The organism is Pseudomonas fluorescens, assembly GCF_004683905.1.
GTDB lineage: Bacteria > Pseudomonadota > Gammaproteobacteria > Pseudomonadales > Pseudomonadaceae > Aquipseudomonas > Aquipseudomonas putida_A.
On the sequence record NZ_CP038438.1, the window covers coordinates 304,513 to 319,032 of the forward strand.

Below are 14,520 nucleotides of genomic sequence, written 5' to 3' on the forward strand. Positions count from 1 at the left end.
TCGCAATCCGCAATATGCGAGCATGGCTCGCTCCTGCAAGTGTGTAACGGTTATCGATGAAAACCCCCGTCTGGTTCCCCCAAAGTTTTTTCTCCCGCACCCTGTGGCTGGTGCTCATCGTCGTGCTGTTTTCCAAGGCGCTGACCCTGGTTTATCTGTTGATGAACGAGGACGTCCTGGTGGATCGCCAATACAGCCACGGCGTCGCCCTGACGCTGCGCGCCTATTGGGCGGCCGATGAAGAAAATCGCGCAAAGATTGCCGATGCCGCAACCCTGATCCGGGTAGTCGGCGCCGGTGTACCGGAGGGCGAACAACACTGGCCTTACAGTGAAATCTATCAGCGGCAGATGCAGGCGGAGCTGGGCGCCGACACCGAAGTGCGTTTGCGCATGCACTCGCCGCCGGCGCTGTGGGTGCGTGCGCCAAGCCTCGGCGACGGTTGGCTGAAAGTGCCGCTGTACCCGCATCCGCTGCGCGGGCAGAAAATCTGGAACGTACTCGGCTGGTTCCTCGCCATCGGCTTGCTGTCCACCGCCTCGGCGTGGATTTTCGTCAGCCAGCTCAACCAGCCTTTGAAGCGTCTGGTATATGCCGCGCGGCAACTCGGTCAGGGTCGCAGCGTGCGCCTGCCGATCAGCGATACGCCCAGCGAGATGACCGAGGTGTATCGCGCCTTCAACCAGATGGCCGAAGACGTCGAACAGGCCGGTCGTGAGCGTGAGCTGATGCTGGCCGGGGTCTCCCATGATTTGCGCACGCCGCTGACCCGCTTGCGTCTGTCGCTGGAGCTGATGGGTGATCGCAACGATCTGACCGATGACATGGTGCGCGACATCGAAGACATGGACGCGATTCTCGATCAGTTCCTCGCGTTCATTCGCGACGGTCGTGACGAGTCGGTGGAGGAAGTGGACTTGAGCGATCTGGTGCGTGAGGTGGCCGCGCCGTACAACCAGAGCGAAGAGAAAGTGCGTCTGCGTCTGGAACCGATCCAGCCGTTTCCGTTGCGTCGAGTGTCGATGAAACGCCTGCTGAACAACCTGATCGGCAACGCCCTGAACCATGCCGGCAGTGGCGTCGAGGTCGCGGCTTATGTGTCCGGTGACACCAGCGCGCCGTACGTGGTGTTGAGCGTGATGGACCGGGGGGCGGGGATCGATCCGTCGGAGCTTGAGGCGATCTTCAACCCGTTCACCCGTGGCGACCGTGCCCGGGGCGGGAAAGGTACCGGGCTGGGGTTGGCGATCGTGAAGCGGATTGCTTCGATGCATGGCGGCAATGTCGAGTTGCGCAACCGCTCCGGGGGCGGACTGGAAGCGCGAGTGCGGTTGCCATTGGGGTTGATGTTGCCGCGCGATGCGGTCTGACGATCGGGATATTCAGCGGGGCTGATGGCCCCTTCGCGAGCAAGCCCGCTCCCACAGGGGGAACGCATTCCAAAATGTGGGAGCGGGCTTGCTCGCGAAGGCGGCCTGTCAGCCGCCATATTTCCAACGGATCAACCTTTGCCTTTGGTCCGGGTCATGTTCGGCCCGCCATTCTTCTCAAGGTGTTCGATGATGATCCCCGCCACGTTCTTGCCGGTGGTGGTCTCGATCCCTTCCAGGCCCGGCGACGAGTTCACCTCCATCACCAGCGGCCCGTGGTTCGAGCGCAGGATATCCACACCCGCCACGGCCAGCCCCATGACCTTGGCCGCGCGCAACGCGGTCATGCGTTCTTCCGGGGTGATCTTGATCAGGCTGGCGCTGCCGCCTCGGTGCAGGTTGGAGCGGAATTCCCCAGGCTTGGCCTGACGCTTCATCGCTGCGATCACCTTGTCGCCGACCACGAAGCAGCGGATGTCGGCACCGCCGGCTTCCTTGATGTATTCCTGGACCATGATGTTCTGCTTCAGGCCCATGAACGCCTCGATCACCGATTCGGCAGCCGTAGCGGTTTCGCACAGCACCACGCCGATGCCCTGGGTGCCTTCCAGCACCTTGATTACCAGCGGCGCGCCGTTGACCATGTCGATCAGGTCGGGAATGTCATCCGGCGAGTGGGCGAAACCGGTGACCGGCAGGCCGATGCCACGACGCGACAGCAGTTGCAGCGAACGCAATTTGTCCCGCGAGCGGGCGATGGCCACCGATTCGTTGAGCGGAAACACCCCCATCATTTCGAACTGGCGCAACACGGCGCAACCGTAGAACGTCACCGACGCACCGATCCGCGGGATTACCGCATCGAACCCTTCCAGCGGCTTGCCGCGATAGTGGATCTGCGGCTTGTGGCTGGCGATGTTCATGTAGGCGCGCAAGGTGTCGATCACTACCATTTCGTGCCCGCGCTCGGTGCCGGCCTCGACCAGACGACGGGTGGAATACAGACGCGGATTCCGCGACAGCACAGCGATCTTCATGCAACACCTGTGGAGGAGGTAGATACCGGGAACACCGGCTTGTCTTGTACATATTTGATGCCCGGATTGACCACCAGTTGGCCATCGATCAGGGCTTTGGAACCGAGCAACAGGCGATAGCGCATGGACTTGCGGCAGGCGAGGGTGAACTCGACTGCCCAGACCCGATCACCGAGGGCCAGGGTGGTGCTGATCACATAGCGCACCTGCGCCTGGCCGTTGGAGCTTTTAATGGTTTTGCGCGTCACCAGCGGCGCTTCGCAGCGCCGGTGACGTAACTGCACCACCGTGCCCAGGTGCGCGGTGAAACGCACCCACTTCTCGCCGTCGCGTTCGAACGGCTCGATGTCGGTGGCATGCAGGCTGGAGGTGCTGGCACCGGTGTCGATTTTCGCCCGCAGGCCGGCGACTCCCAGATCAGGGAGCGCCACCCACTCGCGCAGACCGACAACGGTCAAATGGTCAAATGTCTTCAAAGGTGCTCAACCGGCAGAAACCGCTCGGGCCGCGTGCGGCCGAATTCGCGGTATTCACGCAGAATAAGGGTTAAAAGGCGACAGATATCTACGGCCCGGATCGCCGACCCCTCAAGCAGGTGTCGGCAGGTGTGCATTGTAATCCGGGACGGGGTCATTCATGGCACGACAGAAACGGTAGTACAGTTCATCAATATTTCAGAATGAGGAAATTCCATGGCACAAAAAAGCGAAGAGGACGACAAGGTCCGTCTCGACAAGTGGTTGTGGGCTGCACGTTTTTATAAGACCCGGGCTCTGGCCAAAGCGGCCATCGAGAGTGGCAAGGTGCATTGCCGAGGCGACCGCTGCAAGCCTGGCAAAGAGCCACGCATTGGCGATGAGTTCGAGATTCGTACCGGTTTTGAAGAGCGCACAGTGAGGGTCGAAGCCTTGTCGATCGTGCGTCGCGGCGCGCCCGAAGCGCAGACGCTGTATACCGAGACCGAGGCGAGTATTGCCAAACGTGAAGCGGCAGCGGCGATGCGCAAGGCCGGGGCGTTAGGTGTGAGTACCGACGGCAAACCGAGCAAGAAGCAGCGGCGGGATCTGTTTAAATTTCGTGGGAACAGTAATAGCGATTGACCGGCACGGCGCACCATTGTGGCGAGGAAGCTTGCTCCCGCTGGAGGCCGAAGGACTCCCAATCCAGTCGATCATGTATTTCAAAGTACAACCGAGTCGACTGGTTCAGTGACTGCTACGCAGCCAAGCGGGAGCAAGCTCCCTCACCACAGGTGTGTGCAAACTGTCAGTTCGCGGCAGACACCACACTCATCCGCGAAACCAGCGGCAGTTTGCCCAGCAAAGCGAAAATCGGCGCAGTCACCTTCAGCCAGAAGTTGGCGGCGTGATAGGCAAACGGCGTGTAGTAACCCCAGCCCAACGCCCACACCGCCAGCAGCATGCCGCCGATGTAATCGTCTTGGCCCCAATGCGCGCCGGCCACCAGACGTGGCAGCATGAACAGTAACGCCAGGCCCCAGATCGTCAGGAACTGGCCGACTGAGTGACTGAAGACCCCCATGAACAGCGCCCAGATCAGCAACACCGAAGCGTGGTCACCGGGGAAGCTCTGGCTCGAGCGATCCTTCAGCTCCCAGGCTTTTTCCAGATGCGGGAAGTAGTCACTCAGGTGCACCGCGCCTTCCAGCACCATCGATGGGCTGCTGTGCTGCCAGTCCATGTAGTCGGCGAATTTGGAAAACAGCGCGCGAATCACCACCATCAGCAGCAGAATCGAGAAAAAACCGAAGAAGGCGCGACGTACATCAATCGCCTTGAACACCCAGTCGCCCTTGATCAGCAGCGTCAGCAGGATCAGACCGACGACGATGTCGAACGGACGCAGACTTGCAATTGCCCAGATGTGGAGCCATATGGGGTTGCTGGCCAGTGGTGCATTGAGTGAGCGGAACAGCCACTCGTCGAAAATCACACACAGCATCTGGCCCGTAGGCCATAACCAGAAAGCCAGTAGCGCTAATGGCACGACGTTGCACAGAACCAGCCGGCCGAGGTTCCACCTTGATTGGAACAAACCCGGATTGTTCATAAAATGCCTCCCGTGGCTGAACGTTTTGCACCAAACAGGTGCGAAGAAAGCGCGGGATTTTCATCTTTTGTAACCTTTTTGTCATCAATTCAGATACCCAGACCTATGACCGACCTACCGGATACCGACTACACCCAACGCTTCATCTTCGATGACAGCGACACTCGCGGCGAACTGGTGGCGCTGGAACGCAGCTACGCCGAAGTCCTCGCCAAGCACCCGTACCCGGAGCCGGTCGCGCAGTTGCTGGGCGAACTGATGGCGGCCGCTTCGTTGCTGGTGGGCACCCTGAAGTTCGACGGCTTGCTGATTTTGCAGGCACGCTCCGAAGGGCCGATTCCGCTGCTGATGATCGAATGCTCCAGCGAGCGCGAGATCCGTGGTCTGGCGCGATACAACGCCGAGCAGATCGCTGCGGATGCCACGCTTGCCGACCTGATGCCGGGCGGTGACCTGACCCTGACCGTCGACCCGACGATCGGCCAGCGTTACCAGGGTATCGTCGACCTCGATGGTGAAACCCTGTCCGAGTGCTTCACCAATTATTTCGTCATGTCGCAACAGGTCGGCACCCGCTTCAAGCTGTTCGCCGACGGCCGCCGTGCTCGCGGAATGCTACTGCAGCAACTGCCGGCCGACCGCCTGAAAGACGAAGAAGAGCGCGCCGAAAGCTGGCAGCACATCACCGCCCTGGCCAGCACCCTGACCGCCGATGAATTGCTCAGCCTGGACAACGAAACCGTGCTGCATCGCCTCTACCACGAAGAGCAGGTGCGCCTGTTCGATGTGCAGAACCTGCGCTTCCGTTGCAGCTGCTCGCGGGAACGCTCGGGCAATGCGCTGGTCAGTCTGGGTCTGGAAGATGCGCAGGCACTGGTGGCTGAACGCGGCGGCGAAGTCGAGATCGATTGCCAGTTCTGCAACCAGCGTTACCTGTTCGATGCGGCCGATATTGCTCAATTGTTCGCTGGCGCAGGCGTCGACACGCCGTCAGATACCCGGCACTAAAACGGTTCAGCGCAGGTAAATTCACTGCGTAACGACGGAATTTCGCCGTTACGACGGGAGGACCCTACTCTTTTTGGGCTTTTCTGGCATAATCCGGCCCACTTTTTTCGCGGTAGTAGTGCACGACTTTCTACTACAAAACGTTTGGAGCACACTCGGCCACTGGCCGACGGGGAACCTCATGACGCAAGCCAATAACGCCGTGTACACCGATCTGAGTGTTGATGATCTGGTTAAAGAAGCCCTGCAACGCGGTGAGGGCGAGCTTGCCGATACCGGCGCTCTGGTAGTCCGCACCGGTCATCGCACCGGCCGTTCGCCAGTCGATCGTTTCATCGTTGAAGAGCCTTCCACCCAGGCCGCTATCGCCTGGGGCCCGATCAACCGCAAGTTCCCGGCCGACAAGTTCGACGCGCTGTGGGCTCGTGTCGAGGCGTTCAACAACGCGCAAGAGCACTTTGTTTCCCACGTGCATGTAGGTGCGGCTGAAGATCACTACCTGGCCGTGAAAATGACCACCCAGACTGCCTGGCAGAACCTGTTCGGTCGTTGCCTGTTCATCAACCCGGCCCAGTACAACCCGGCCGGTCGTGACGAGTGGCAAGTGCTCAACGTGGCCAACTTCGAGTGCGTGCCTGAGCGTGACGGCACCAACTCCGACGGTTGCGTGATCATCAACTTCGCGCAGAAGAAAGTGCTGATCGCCGGTATGCGTTACGCCGGTGAAATGAAGAAAGCCATGTTCTCCGTGCAGAACTTCCTGCTGCCGGCCGCTGACGTGCTGCCAATGCACTGCGCTGCCAACATCGGCGAAGAAGGCGACGTGACCCTGTTCTTCGGTCTGTCGGGCACCGGTAAAACCACCCTGTCCGCCGACGAGAGCCGTTACCTGATCGGTGACGACGAACACGGCTGGGGCGAAGGCGTTGTCTTCAACATCGAAGGCGGCTGCTATGCCAAGTGCATCGACCTGTCCGAGAAGAACGAGCCGGTCATCTGGAAAGCCATCAAGCACGGCGCAGTCCTGGAAAACGTGGTCATCGACGACGCCAAGCATGCCGACTACGCCGATGTCAGCCTGACCCAGAACAGCCGCGCGGCCTACCCGCTGGAGCACGTTGCCAAGCGTTCCGAGAAGAACCTGGGCGGCGAGCCAAACGCGGTGATCTTCCTGACCTGCGACCTGACCGGCGTGCTGCCGCCAGTGTCGATCCTCAATGAAGAACAAGCGGCCTATCACTTCCTGTCCGGCTACACCGCGCTGGTGGGCTCGACTGAAATGGGTTCGGGCAGCGGCATCAAGTCGACCTTCTCCACCTGCTTCGGCGCACCGTTCTTCCCGCGCCCGGCTGGCGAATACGCAGAACTGCTGATCAAGCGCATCCGTGGCTTCGGCTCCAAGGTCTACCTGGTCAACACCGGCTGGACCGGCGGTGGCTACGGCGTCGGCAAACGCTTCAACATCCCGACCACCCGTGCGGTGATCGCAGCGATCCAGAGCGGCGCGCTGATCGGTGCCGCCACCGAGCACCTGGACACCATCAACCTCGACGTGCCACTGGCCGTACCGGGCGTTGAAACCAACCTGCTCAACCCACGCAACACCTGGGCTGACAAGGCTGCCTACGACGAAGCTGCCAAGGCGCTGGCCGGTCTGTTCATCGAGAACTTCAAGAAGTTCGAAGTGAGCGACGCGATCAAGGCTGCGGGTCCCAAGTTGTAAGGCTTAGTTCTGGTGAATAAAAAAGCCGCCTCTTAGGGGCGGCTTTTTTGTGGGTGTTCATTTTCTCAATGAGCCAATGCATTCAAAACATGAACCGGGTCGTTATGAATGGCCTTGAGCAAAGCTTTTGCCGGCCCGGTTGGCTCGCGACGGCCCTGTTCCCAATTTCGTAGAGTGCCGAGTTGGACGTCGATCAGTGCCGCAAATTTGGTCTGGGTCAAACCGGTAGCTTTACGAATTTCTTTGACCTGCAATGCATCAACGTGGAATTCGCGAGAAGGTGTGCGCTCGCCTCGTACGATCTCGTCCATCTCTTGCACACTTTCCATCAGCTCATCAAAAAATTTGCTCATGGTCATCTCCATTTTTCGATCAAGACCTTGAGTGCTTTACGCTCATCGCTGGACAGATCGTGTTGTTCATTTTTAGGGTAGATCATCAATAACCCGATTTGTGACGCCGAAACGAAGTGGTAGTAAATAACACGTGCTCCGCCTCGCTTGCCGTGTCCTTTCGCTGCAATTCGGGTTTTGCGAATCCCGCCTGTGCCTTCAATTACATCGCCAATCGAAGGGCTTACAACCAGTTGCTTCTGAAAAGCGGCGTACGTGTCATCATCCAGCAGCTCTTTTACTCGACGGGTAAAGATCCGAGTCTCAATAAAAATCATCGTAAATGTACGCCATTGGCTTACTTTTCAGCAATGCTGAAGTGATTTGAGTAGATGACTGGTAAGTGATCGTTCTCATGTCGAACATGGGAACGATCTGATCACTCAACCTCAGACTGGAGCTTTCCAGCCGAGCATCTGCTGCTGCGCGACCTGCAGCAGGTCACAGCCATCCTGCGTCAGCAGATAGAGGGCGTGGGTGATGTGGGGGATGTCTTCGACGTCGGCTTGTTTGAAGCTGAGGCAGTAGAGGGTTTTCAGCAGGTCGCTGGAGGCGCGCAGGCGTTGGACGGCGCATTCGAGGATGTCTTGCGGGTTGGCCGTTGTGTCGATGATCAGGGGCTTGGTGTCGGTGAGGTTGGATTCGAGTGAGCGGTAGCGATCGAGGGGAAGCGGGGTCCATGCTTTCATAGTGTGTATTCCAAATGTCGTGAGGATTCATCCCACCGTGACCAAGCGATGGGAGGCGAACTGTGTTCGGGTTGGTCAACCGAAGGAACACACAAGTCCGGCACGCTCAAAGGCGTCCCAAACACAGCCACCATTAAGCGTGCAGACATTTGAATTGCCGGCAGCATACAACGGACGCATTTATGTGTCCCACCGGGTGACCAAGCCCGAGCCGCTGATTTGCCAGCGACAGTCACGACTATAGATTTGTGATCTCAAGCCGCGATAGGCGACAAAGAGTCTTGGCGTGTAGGAACGGGATGAAGATCTCATCGGGCGTTCCTACCGATCTTTCTTCGTTTTTCAACGTAAATGCTGATACGCCGAAATATCCAGCAAGCTGGTTGCCAGGCCGGTTGCCGGCTTGTAGATCTCGCCCTTCACGCTGGTGAACGGTACACCTTTGCTGCCCAGCGAAACGTAGCGCTCGCCTTGGTCCAGCTCGGTGAAGTAGGTGTAGGAATGTTTGTGCATCAGTGTGTATTTGGCTTCGTCGCGTGCGATGCCGTTGGTGAGGTTTTCCAGATCGACCTGGGTCAGATTCAACGTTTTTTGCAGTTGCACGCCCCAGCGTTTGAGGCAGGTTTCGGCGAGGTGGCGCACGATGCGTCCGGGCTCGGACAGCGCTTTCAGATCACTGGCACCGGTCGGGACGCCGCCGCTGCTGGTGGCATTGCCGGCCATGGTGGCGTGGCGGCCAGCCATAGGATAGATGTAGGTTTTAGTGCCGGTAGCGGTCTGTGGGATGACGCAGCTGAAACCTTTGGAGCGTTCGTCACGAGCATAGAACGCTACATACTCTTTGACATTGCCCGCGAGTTTGACGCGCTCTTCCTGAAAGTTACCAATGCCTGGCACGGGATCAAGAGCGAAGATATTGACCGGGATGTTTTTCAGCAGACTGTCCTTGAACATTGCATTGGCCAACATATGGCAACTGATGCCGCCCCGGCTCCAACCGACGAGATTGACTTGAGTCGGAATAACACCATCCTTGCGGTGGGTTTTGATGATTCCTTCCTGTAATTGCTGCTGGGTAATGCTGCGATTACCGTAATTATATTTGCGCCAGAACCAGGAACCCTCGACTTTTACATCTTCGATCGGAATGCCGGCAGCTTTCAGGCGATTGTATTCGGCTTCAGTCAGTTGCTCGCGTTGCCAGTCGCATTTGCCCTTGATGATATTGAGCGCGTGCAACACGTTTTCTTCCCAGCCCTTGCCGAACAAGGTGCCGCTCATGCCGTATTCCTTGGTCTTGGTAAATAGATCGTCGGCCTGCATGTTGCCGCTGCCGGGGCCATCGACCACGATCCACTCGGCAAACTCGTAACCCGTATGATTGGCAGCCAAGGTGGAAATCAGTTCGCCGTTCCAGAAGTTTTCGTGGGTGACGTCGAATTTATTGGAACCAGTTCCGCAAAAAAAAATAGTTAAAACAGTCATTGTGTTGCTCTCGGTTAAAGTAAGAGTCAACAACTTAGGTCTTTTTTGGCTGTTTATTAAAGCATTCTGTTGTTTCTGGATTTTAGTTGTTTTCAGTGTCGGTCTGGTTGTTGGGGTTTATGTTTTGCTACTTCGAGCAAGTCACAGCCATCCTGCACTAATAAATAAAGAGCATTGACGATGTTAGGTATATCTTTCACGTCGGCCTGTTTGAAACATAAACAGTAAAGGGTTTCCAGCAGATCGCTGGCGGCACGCAGTCGCTGGTCAGCGGCATCAAGCAGATCGCGATGGCTGGAGTGAGTATCGATGACCAATACGGGGTTTTCGTTGTAGCAAGTCTTCAAAGGGCGATAGCGGGTAATCATGGTGAGGCTTGTCCTTTACAAAGGCACTCGGGCGGGGCTGATTCAGTGGTCAGTCGCGCCGGCCACTATAGAAGTGCGTGGCGAGCACTCACAAGAGCGCCGCAATGGACGCCGTTCGTAGGGGATTTTCCGAGGGCCGGGCATATGCCCTACAAGGTTTTGCGGTTTTTTCGGGGTGAAACCCCTAGCGCAGAAATTTCCCACAGGATTCACAGGCGTTTCTTGGCAGATCTATGTATGGTGCGCGCCAGAATCTGTAGGACGTTTCCAAACGTCCGATACGCGCTTAAAGGGAATTGAGTATGCAGTGGCTACGTATGGCCTCGATTTTATTGCTGTGGGCCAGTGGTTGCCGTTTGGCCATGGCGTCTGATGCCGGCAACGGCTGGATGTTTGCCGACCTCGAACGCACCGGTTGGCCCGATGCGCTCTCCAGCCAGACTGGCATCGATACCGCCTCGCGCGCCGAGGTGTTGATGTTCGGCAGGGCCTTGCTCGCCAGTGAAGCGCTGGACGAGGCAGGGCTGGAGCAGCGACTGGGTGTGCCGCATGTGCAGCTCAAGTCGATCAGGCAGGTGCGTGACGGTCTGTGGGATCGTTTGCTGAGCACCTATCGCAACGCCAGCGTTGACTGTGACGGGCAGCCGTTCTGCCCGCGCGTGCGCAGTGTTGCGGAACTGCGGCAATTGGCGGCGGCCTTCACCGGTGACATCAGCCCGGCTCATGCGTTGTGGGCGAGCAAGAGCCAAGGCGTGCATGAGCAGGTGTTGAACGAGCAACTGCGAGTGGCGGTTTTGCGGCCCTGAACGGGTAAGTTTGTATCGCTGTTTTGTGCCCCTTCGCGAGCAGGCTCGCTCCTGCAGTGGACCGAGTTGTCTGCGCTATTGGCTGTATCATCCCGTATTGAATTGACCCCGGCCTTTTCTCGACTCGCTGCGATCGCCCGCTAGGCTGTTGGCATCACAGCGGTCAACGGAGTGACAGCGCATGCACAACACCCTGGAACAGGTTTTCGGTTATCCACAGTTTCGACCCGGGCAGGAAGCCGCGATCAGCGCGGTACTGGCCGGGCGCTCGGCGGCAGCGATTTTCCCCACCGGGTCTGGCAAGTCGCTGTGCTATCAAGTACCGGCACTGTTGCTGCCACATCTGACCCTGGTGGTCTCGCCACTGTTGGCGTTGATGCAGGATCAATTGGCATTCCTCAAGCGTCACGGCATCAGTGCCGGCAGCATCGATTCGGCACAAAGCCGCGATGACGCCAATGATGTGATGGCCCGCGCCCGTTCGGGTGAATTGAAGATCCTGATGATCTCGGTGGAGCGCCTGAAGAACGAGCGTTTTCGCAATTTTTTGCAGCAGGTGCCGATCTCGCTGCTGGTGATTGACGAGGCGCACTGCATCTCGGAGTGGGGTCACAACTTCCGCCCCGACTACCTGAAGCTGCCGGACTACCAGCGTCAGTTCAATATCCCGCAAACCCTGCTGCTGACGGCCACGGCGACGCCGAAAGTCATCGCCGACATGCAAGCCAAATTCGCCATCGCTGCCGAAGATGTTGTGACCACCGGTTTCTATCGCCCAAACCTCAATCTGCTGGTGGAACCGGTGCGTGGCCAGGACAAGCGCCGGCGGCTGGTGGAGTGGATGAGCGAGCGCGCGAGCCAGCCGAGCATCGTCTACGTCACGCTGCAGAAAACCGCCGAGCACATCGCCGAACATCTGGGGCGCAACGGCATACAGGCCGAGGCTTATCACGCCGGGTTGCCCAACGATCAGCGCGAGGCGATCCAGAAGCGCTTCATGGCCGGGCAGTCCAATTGCATAGTCGCAACCATTGCGTTCGGCATGGGCATCGACAAGAGCGATATCCGCAACGTGGTGCATTTCGACCTGCCGAAATCCATCGAGAACTACAGTCAGGAAATCGGTCGCGCCGGACGGGACGGACAGCCGTCGGATTGCCTGGTGCTGGCCAACCGCGACAGCCTCAACGTGCTGGAAAATTTCGTCTACGGCGATACCCCGGAGCGCGAGGGGATACGTTGTGTGCTGGAGGAAATGCAGGCTGCCGCAGCTGAAGGGCAGTGGGAGTTTCTGCTCGGGCCGTTGGCGGATCAGAGCAACATTCGCACGCTGCCGCTGAAGACGTTGTTGGTGCAAATGGAGCTGCGCGGCCTGATTGCTCCGCGCTATGCCTATTACGCCGAGTACCGTTTCAAATACCTGCTGGAGCCGGAAGCGTTGCTTGAGCGTTTCGAGGGAGAGCGCAGGGAGTTTGTCGCGGCCATCATTCACACCTCCAGCCGCGCACGTACCTGGGCCACGGTGAATTTCGAGGCGATGTACACGCAGTATTCGGCTGAGCGCAATCGGGTGGTGACGGCGCTGGATTATTTTCAGGAGAAGGGTTGGGTCGAGCTTGAGAGCAAGCAGATGACCGAGGTCTACAACGTGCTGCACAGCGATTTCGACAGCGCTGTGCTGAGCGCCGAGTTGCACGAGTACTTCACCCGGCATGAACAGACTGAAGTCGCGCGGATTCACGCCATGCTCGAACTGTTCGCCACTGAGCGCTGCCTGGGTTATCGCCTGGCCGAGTACTTCGGCGACCACAATGCGCCCGAGCACTGCGGGCACTGTTCGGTGTGCCACGGTGATGTCGCGCGGCTTCCGGCACCTCCCGAGTTGCCAGCGCTTGTGGATAAAAATTTTGCGGCGTTGTGCGGTGATTTTATCCACAGGCACGAACAGCACACCGGCCATGTGCCGACGGCGGAGCGCCTGACGCGTTTTCTGTGCGGGATCAGCGTGCCGCTGTTTACCAAGTTGAAGGCGCGGACGATCTCGGGGTATGCGGCGCTGGAGCAGTATCCGTACGCGGAAGTCCGCAGTTGGGCTGACAATTATCTGCTCGAGTGAATACATAACCTGTGGGAGCGGGCTTGCTCGCGAAGGCGTCATGTCAGTTGAAATTTCCATGCATGACACTCCGTTTTCGTGAGCAAGCCCGCTCCCACAGGGGATTGTGGCGCCATGGCGGCCTGTATCCATGCGCTGAATGTCGCTCATCACGGTAATAAACTTCAAAAACGCCCGGTGCCTGACTATGGTGAAGGCTGTCTTCGGATCGCCAACAAGAGAACAACATGAGCCAGACATCTTTCGATATTCAGCAAGCTGCCGTGATCGGCGCGGGCACCATGGGCCGCGGTATTGTCATGTGCCTGGCCAATGCCGGCATCGCCGTGCAGTGGGTCGATAACAATCCACAAATGCTCGAACAGGCGCTGGGCACCGTGGCGCAGACTTATGCACACAACGTGCGCCAGGGCCGGATCGATCAGGTCGAAGCGGATGCACGTCTTGCCCGGATCAGCGCGGCGGCGGATTATGCGGCGATCCGTAATGTCGATCTGGTGATTGAAGCGGTGTACGAAAATATTGAGCTCAAGCAGAAGATCTTTCGTGAACTGGACAGCGTGCTCAAGCCTGCGGCGTTGTTGGCGAGCAACACATCGGCGCTGGATATCGACGCGATTGCCGCTGTAACAAAGCGTCCGTCGCAAGTACTCGGCCTGCATTTCTTCAGCCCGGCGCACATCATGAAGCTGCTGGAAATCGTTCGTGGGGCGCAGACTTCTCCGGCCGTGCTGGAAGCGGCACTGGCGCTCGGCAAACGCATGGGCAAGGTCAGTGTGATATCGGGTAATTGCCACGGTTTTATCGGCAATCGCATGTTGCATCCGTACGTGTTGGAGGCGCGCAAGATGCTGCTCGAAGGCGCTTATCCACAGCAGGTCGATGCGGCGTTGCAGGGCTTCGGTTTCGCGATGGGGCCGTTCCGCATGTACGACGTGGTCGGCATTGATCTGGAATGGCGTGCACGCGAATTGGCCGGCAAGGGCCAGGATGCGCCGGAGGTTCAGGTCGACAACCGCTTGTGCGAGTTGGGCCGCTTCGGGCAGAAATCCGGCAACGGTTATTACCATTATGAGCCGGGCAGTCGTCAGGCCGAACATGATCCCGAGGTCGATGCGCTGATATTGAGCGTCAGCGAAGGCCTCGGCTTTCAGCGCCGGGAGATTGGGTCCGAGGAAATCCTCGAGCGGTGTCTTCTGGCGCTGGTCAACGAGGGCGCGAAAATTCTGCAGGAAGGCATTGCCGGATCGGCCCATGACATCGATCAGGTGTACCTCAATGGCTACGGCTTCCCGGCGGACAGAGGCGGCCCGATGGCCTGGGCGGACGATCAGGGGCTGGCGGACATTCACAAGCGCTTGCTGGCGCTGGAGACGCGACAGGGCGATCAATGGCGGCCGGCGCCACTGATTGGCGAGCTGGCGGCGCGAGGCAAAGGTTTTTACCTTTAGACTGG

15 protein-coding genes are annotated in these 14,520 nt (G+C 58.5%); 7 read left to right on the forward strand and 8 right to left on the reverse strand.

Annotated features, from left to right (window positions below):
- Nucleotides 1-56: 56 nt before the first annotated feature.
- The gene (locus E4T63_RS01335) at nt 57-1,370 is read left to right on the forward strand and encodes an ATP-binding protein (protein WP_027611205.1); all 1,314 of its coding nucleotides are present in this window, start codon (nt 57-59) and stop codon (nt 1,368-1,370) included.
- A gap of 131 nt (nt 1,371-1,501) precedes the next feature.
- On the opposite strand, the gene rimK is transcribed toward E4T63_RS01335, so the two are convergent.
- The gene (gene rimK / locus E4T63_RS01340; protein WP_007949201.1) at nt 1,502-2,407 is read right to left on the reverse strand and encodes a 30S ribosomal protein S6--L-glutamate ligase; all 906 of its coding nucleotides are present in this window, start codon (nt 2,405-2,407) and stop codon (nt 1,502-1,504) included.
- On the reverse strand, nt 2,404-2,823 hold the full coding sequence (locus E4T63_RS01345; RefSeq protein WP_232324076.1) for an ATP-dependent zinc protease family protein: 420 nt from the start codon (nt 2,821-2,823) through the stop codon (nt 2,404-2,406). Before E4T63_RS01345 ends, rimK begins: the two co-directional genes overlap by 4 nt.
- A 276-nt stretch (nt 2,824-3,099) precedes the next feature.
- Here E4T63_RS01345 and E4T63_RS01350 point away from each other — a divergent pair, with 276 nt between their 5' ends.
- Nucleotides 3,100-3,507, forward strand: a complete 408-nt coding sequence (locus tag E4T63_RS01350) for an RNA-binding S4 domain-containing protein (protein ID WP_098966686.1) — start codon at nt 3,100-3,102, stop codon at nt 3,505-3,507.
- Nucleotides 3,508-3,673: 166 nt separating this feature from the next.
- Here the strand turns inward: E4T63_RS01350 and E4T63_RS01355 are convergent, their stop codons facing one another.
- On the reverse strand, nt 3,674-4,477 hold the full coding sequence (locus E4T63_RS01355) for a phosphatase PAP2 family protein (protein WP_135294746.1): 804 nt from the start codon (nt 4,475-4,477) through the stop codon (nt 3,674-3,676).
- A 105-nt stretch (nt 4,478-4,582) separates the two neighbouring features.
- On the opposite strand from E4T63_RS01355, the gene hslO reads away from it, so the two are divergent.
- Nucleotides 4,583-5,485: an Hsp33 family molecular chaperone HslO gene (hslO, locus tag E4T63_RS01360; RefSeq protein ID WP_098966688.1), complete on the forward strand. Its 903-nt coding sequence runs from the start codon at nt 4,583-4,585 to the stop codon at nt 5,483-5,485.
- Nucleotides 5,486-5,666: 181 nt separating this feature from the next.
- Nucleotides 5,667-7,208: a phosphoenolpyruvate carboxykinase gene (locus E4T63_RS01365; RefSeq protein ID WP_027611209.1), complete on the forward strand. Its 1,542-nt coding sequence runs from the start codon at nt 5,667-5,669 to the stop codon at nt 7,206-7,208.
- 65 nt (nt 7,209-7,273) lie between these two features.
- On the opposite strand, the gene nadS is transcribed toward E4T63_RS01365, so the two are convergent.
- The 5 genes from nadS to E4T63_RS01390 all read right to left on the reverse strand — a co-directional run bounded on the left by nadS (nt 7,274) and on the right by E4T63_RS01390 (nt 10,142).
- Nucleotides 7,274-7,561: a NadS family protein gene (gene nadS / locus E4T63_RS01370; RefSeq protein ID WP_098966690.1), complete on the reverse strand. Its 288-nt coding sequence runs from the start codon at nt 7,559-7,561 to the stop codon at nt 7,274-7,276.
- 2 nt (nt 7,562-7,563) lie between these two features.
- Nucleotides 7,564-7,878, reverse strand: a complete 315-nt coding sequence (locus E4T63_RS01375; protein WP_011331970.1) for a type II toxin-antitoxin system RelE/ParE family toxin — start codon at nt 7,876-7,878, stop codon at nt 7,564-7,566.
- Nucleotides 7,879-7,989: 111 nt separating this feature from the next.
- Nucleotides 7,990-8,289, reverse strand: a complete 300-nt coding sequence (locus E4T63_RS01380) for a hypothetical protein (RefSeq protein WP_098966691.1) — start codon at nt 8,287-8,289, stop codon at nt 7,990-7,992.
- Between the two features lie 342 nt (nt 8,290-8,631).
- Nucleotides 8,632-9,774 (reverse strand): hypothetical protein, encoded by a 1,143-nt coding sequence (locus E4T63_RS01385; protein ID WP_135294747.1) that lies wholly within the window; start codon nt 9,772-9,774, stop codon nt 8,632-8,634.
- A gap of 92 nt (nt 9,775-9,866) precedes the next feature.
- The gene (locus tag E4T63_RS01390; protein ID WP_098966695.1) at nt 9,867-10,142 is read right to left on the reverse strand and encodes a hypothetical protein; all 276 of its coding nucleotides are present in this window, start codon (nt 10,140-10,142) and stop codon (nt 9,867-9,869) included.
- Nucleotides 10,143-10,444: 302 nt separating this feature from the next.
- On the opposite strand from E4T63_RS01390, the gene E4T63_RS01395 reads away from it, so the two are divergent.
- From E4T63_RS01395 to E4T63_RS01405, 3 genes are all read left to right on the forward strand, one after another.
- The gene (locus E4T63_RS01395) at nt 10,445-10,948 is read left to right on the forward strand and encodes a polysaccharide deacetylase (protein ID WP_135294748.1); all 504 of its coding nucleotides are present in this window, start codon (nt 10,445-10,447) and stop codon (nt 10,946-10,948) included.
- Between the two features lie 181 nt (nt 10,949-11,129).
- On the forward strand, nt 11,130-13,064 hold the full coding sequence (locus tag E4T63_RS01400) for a RecQ family ATP-dependent DNA helicase (protein ID WP_135294749.1): 1,935 nt from the start codon (nt 11,130-11,132) through the stop codon (nt 13,062-13,064).
- 227 nt (nt 13,065-13,291) lie between these two features.
- Nucleotides 13,292-14,515 carry a 3-hydroxyacyl-CoA dehydrogenase gene (locus E4T63_RS01405; RefSeq protein ID WP_135294750.1) on the forward strand — a complete coding sequence of 408 codons (1,224 nt, stop codon included), beginning with the start codon at nt 13,292-13,294 and terminating at the stop codon, nt 14,513-14,515.
- The last annotated feature ends 5 nt before the right edge of the window (nt 14,516-14,520 follow it).

What these genes read in the sequence shown, in the direction of transcription:
- E4T63_RS01335 (WP_027611205.1), top strand. Translation starts at nt 57, where the DNA reads ATGAAAACCCCCGTCTGGTTCCCCCAAAGTTTTTTCTCCCGCACCCTG.
- rimK (WP_007949201.1), bottom strand. Translation starts at nt 2,407, where the DNA reads ATGAAGATCGCTGTGCTGTCGCGGAATCCGCGTCTGTATTCCACCCGT.
- E4T63_RS01350 (WP_098966686.1), top strand. Translation starts at nt 3,100, where the DNA reads ATGGCACAAAAAAGCGAAGAGGACGACAAGGTCCGTCTCGACAAGTGG.
- E4T63_RS01355 (WP_135294746.1), bottom strand. Translation starts at nt 4,477, where the DNA reads ATGAACAATCCGGGTTTGTTCCAATCAAGGTGGAACCTCGGCCGGCTG.
- hslO (WP_098966688.1), top strand. Translation starts at nt 4,583, where the DNA reads ATGACCGACCTACCGGATACCGACTACACCCAACGCTTCATCTTCGAT.
- E4T63_RS01365 (WP_027611209.1), top strand. Translation starts at nt 5,667, where the DNA reads ATGACGCAAGCCAATAACGCCGTGTACACCGATCTGAGTGTTGATGAT.
- nadS (WP_098966690.1), bottom strand. Translation starts at nt 7,561, where the DNA reads ATGAGCAAATTTTTTGATGAGCTGATGGAAAGTGTGCAAGAGATGGAC.
- E4T63_RS01375 (WP_011331970.1), bottom strand. Translation starts at nt 7,878, where the DNA reads ATGATTTTTATTGAGACTCGGATCTTTACCCGTCGAGTAAAAGAGCTG.
- E4T63_RS01380 (WP_098966691.1), bottom strand. Translation starts at nt 8,289, where the DNA reads ATGAAAGCATGGACCCCGCTTCCCCTCGATCGCTACCGCTCACTCGAA.
- E4T63_RS01385 (WP_135294747.1), bottom strand. Translation starts at nt 9,774, where the DNA reads ATGACTGTTTTAACTATTTTTTTTTGCGGAACTGGTTCCAATAAATTC.
- E4T63_RS01390 (WP_098966695.1), bottom strand. Translation starts at nt 10,142, where the DNA reads ATGATTACCCGCTATCGCCCTTTGAAGACTTGCTACAACGAAAACCCC.
- E4T63_RS01395 (WP_135294748.1), top strand. Translation starts at nt 10,445, where the DNA reads ATGCAGTGGCTACGTATGGCCTCGATTTTATTGCTGTGGGCCAGTGGT.
- E4T63_RS01400 (WP_135294749.1), top strand. Translation starts at nt 11,130, where the DNA reads ATGCACAACACCCTGGAACAGGTTTTCGGTTATCCACAGTTTCGACCC.
- E4T63_RS01405 (WP_135294750.1), top strand. Translation starts at nt 13,292, where the DNA reads ATGAGCCAGACATCTTTCGATATTCAGCAAGCTGCCGTGATCGGCGCG.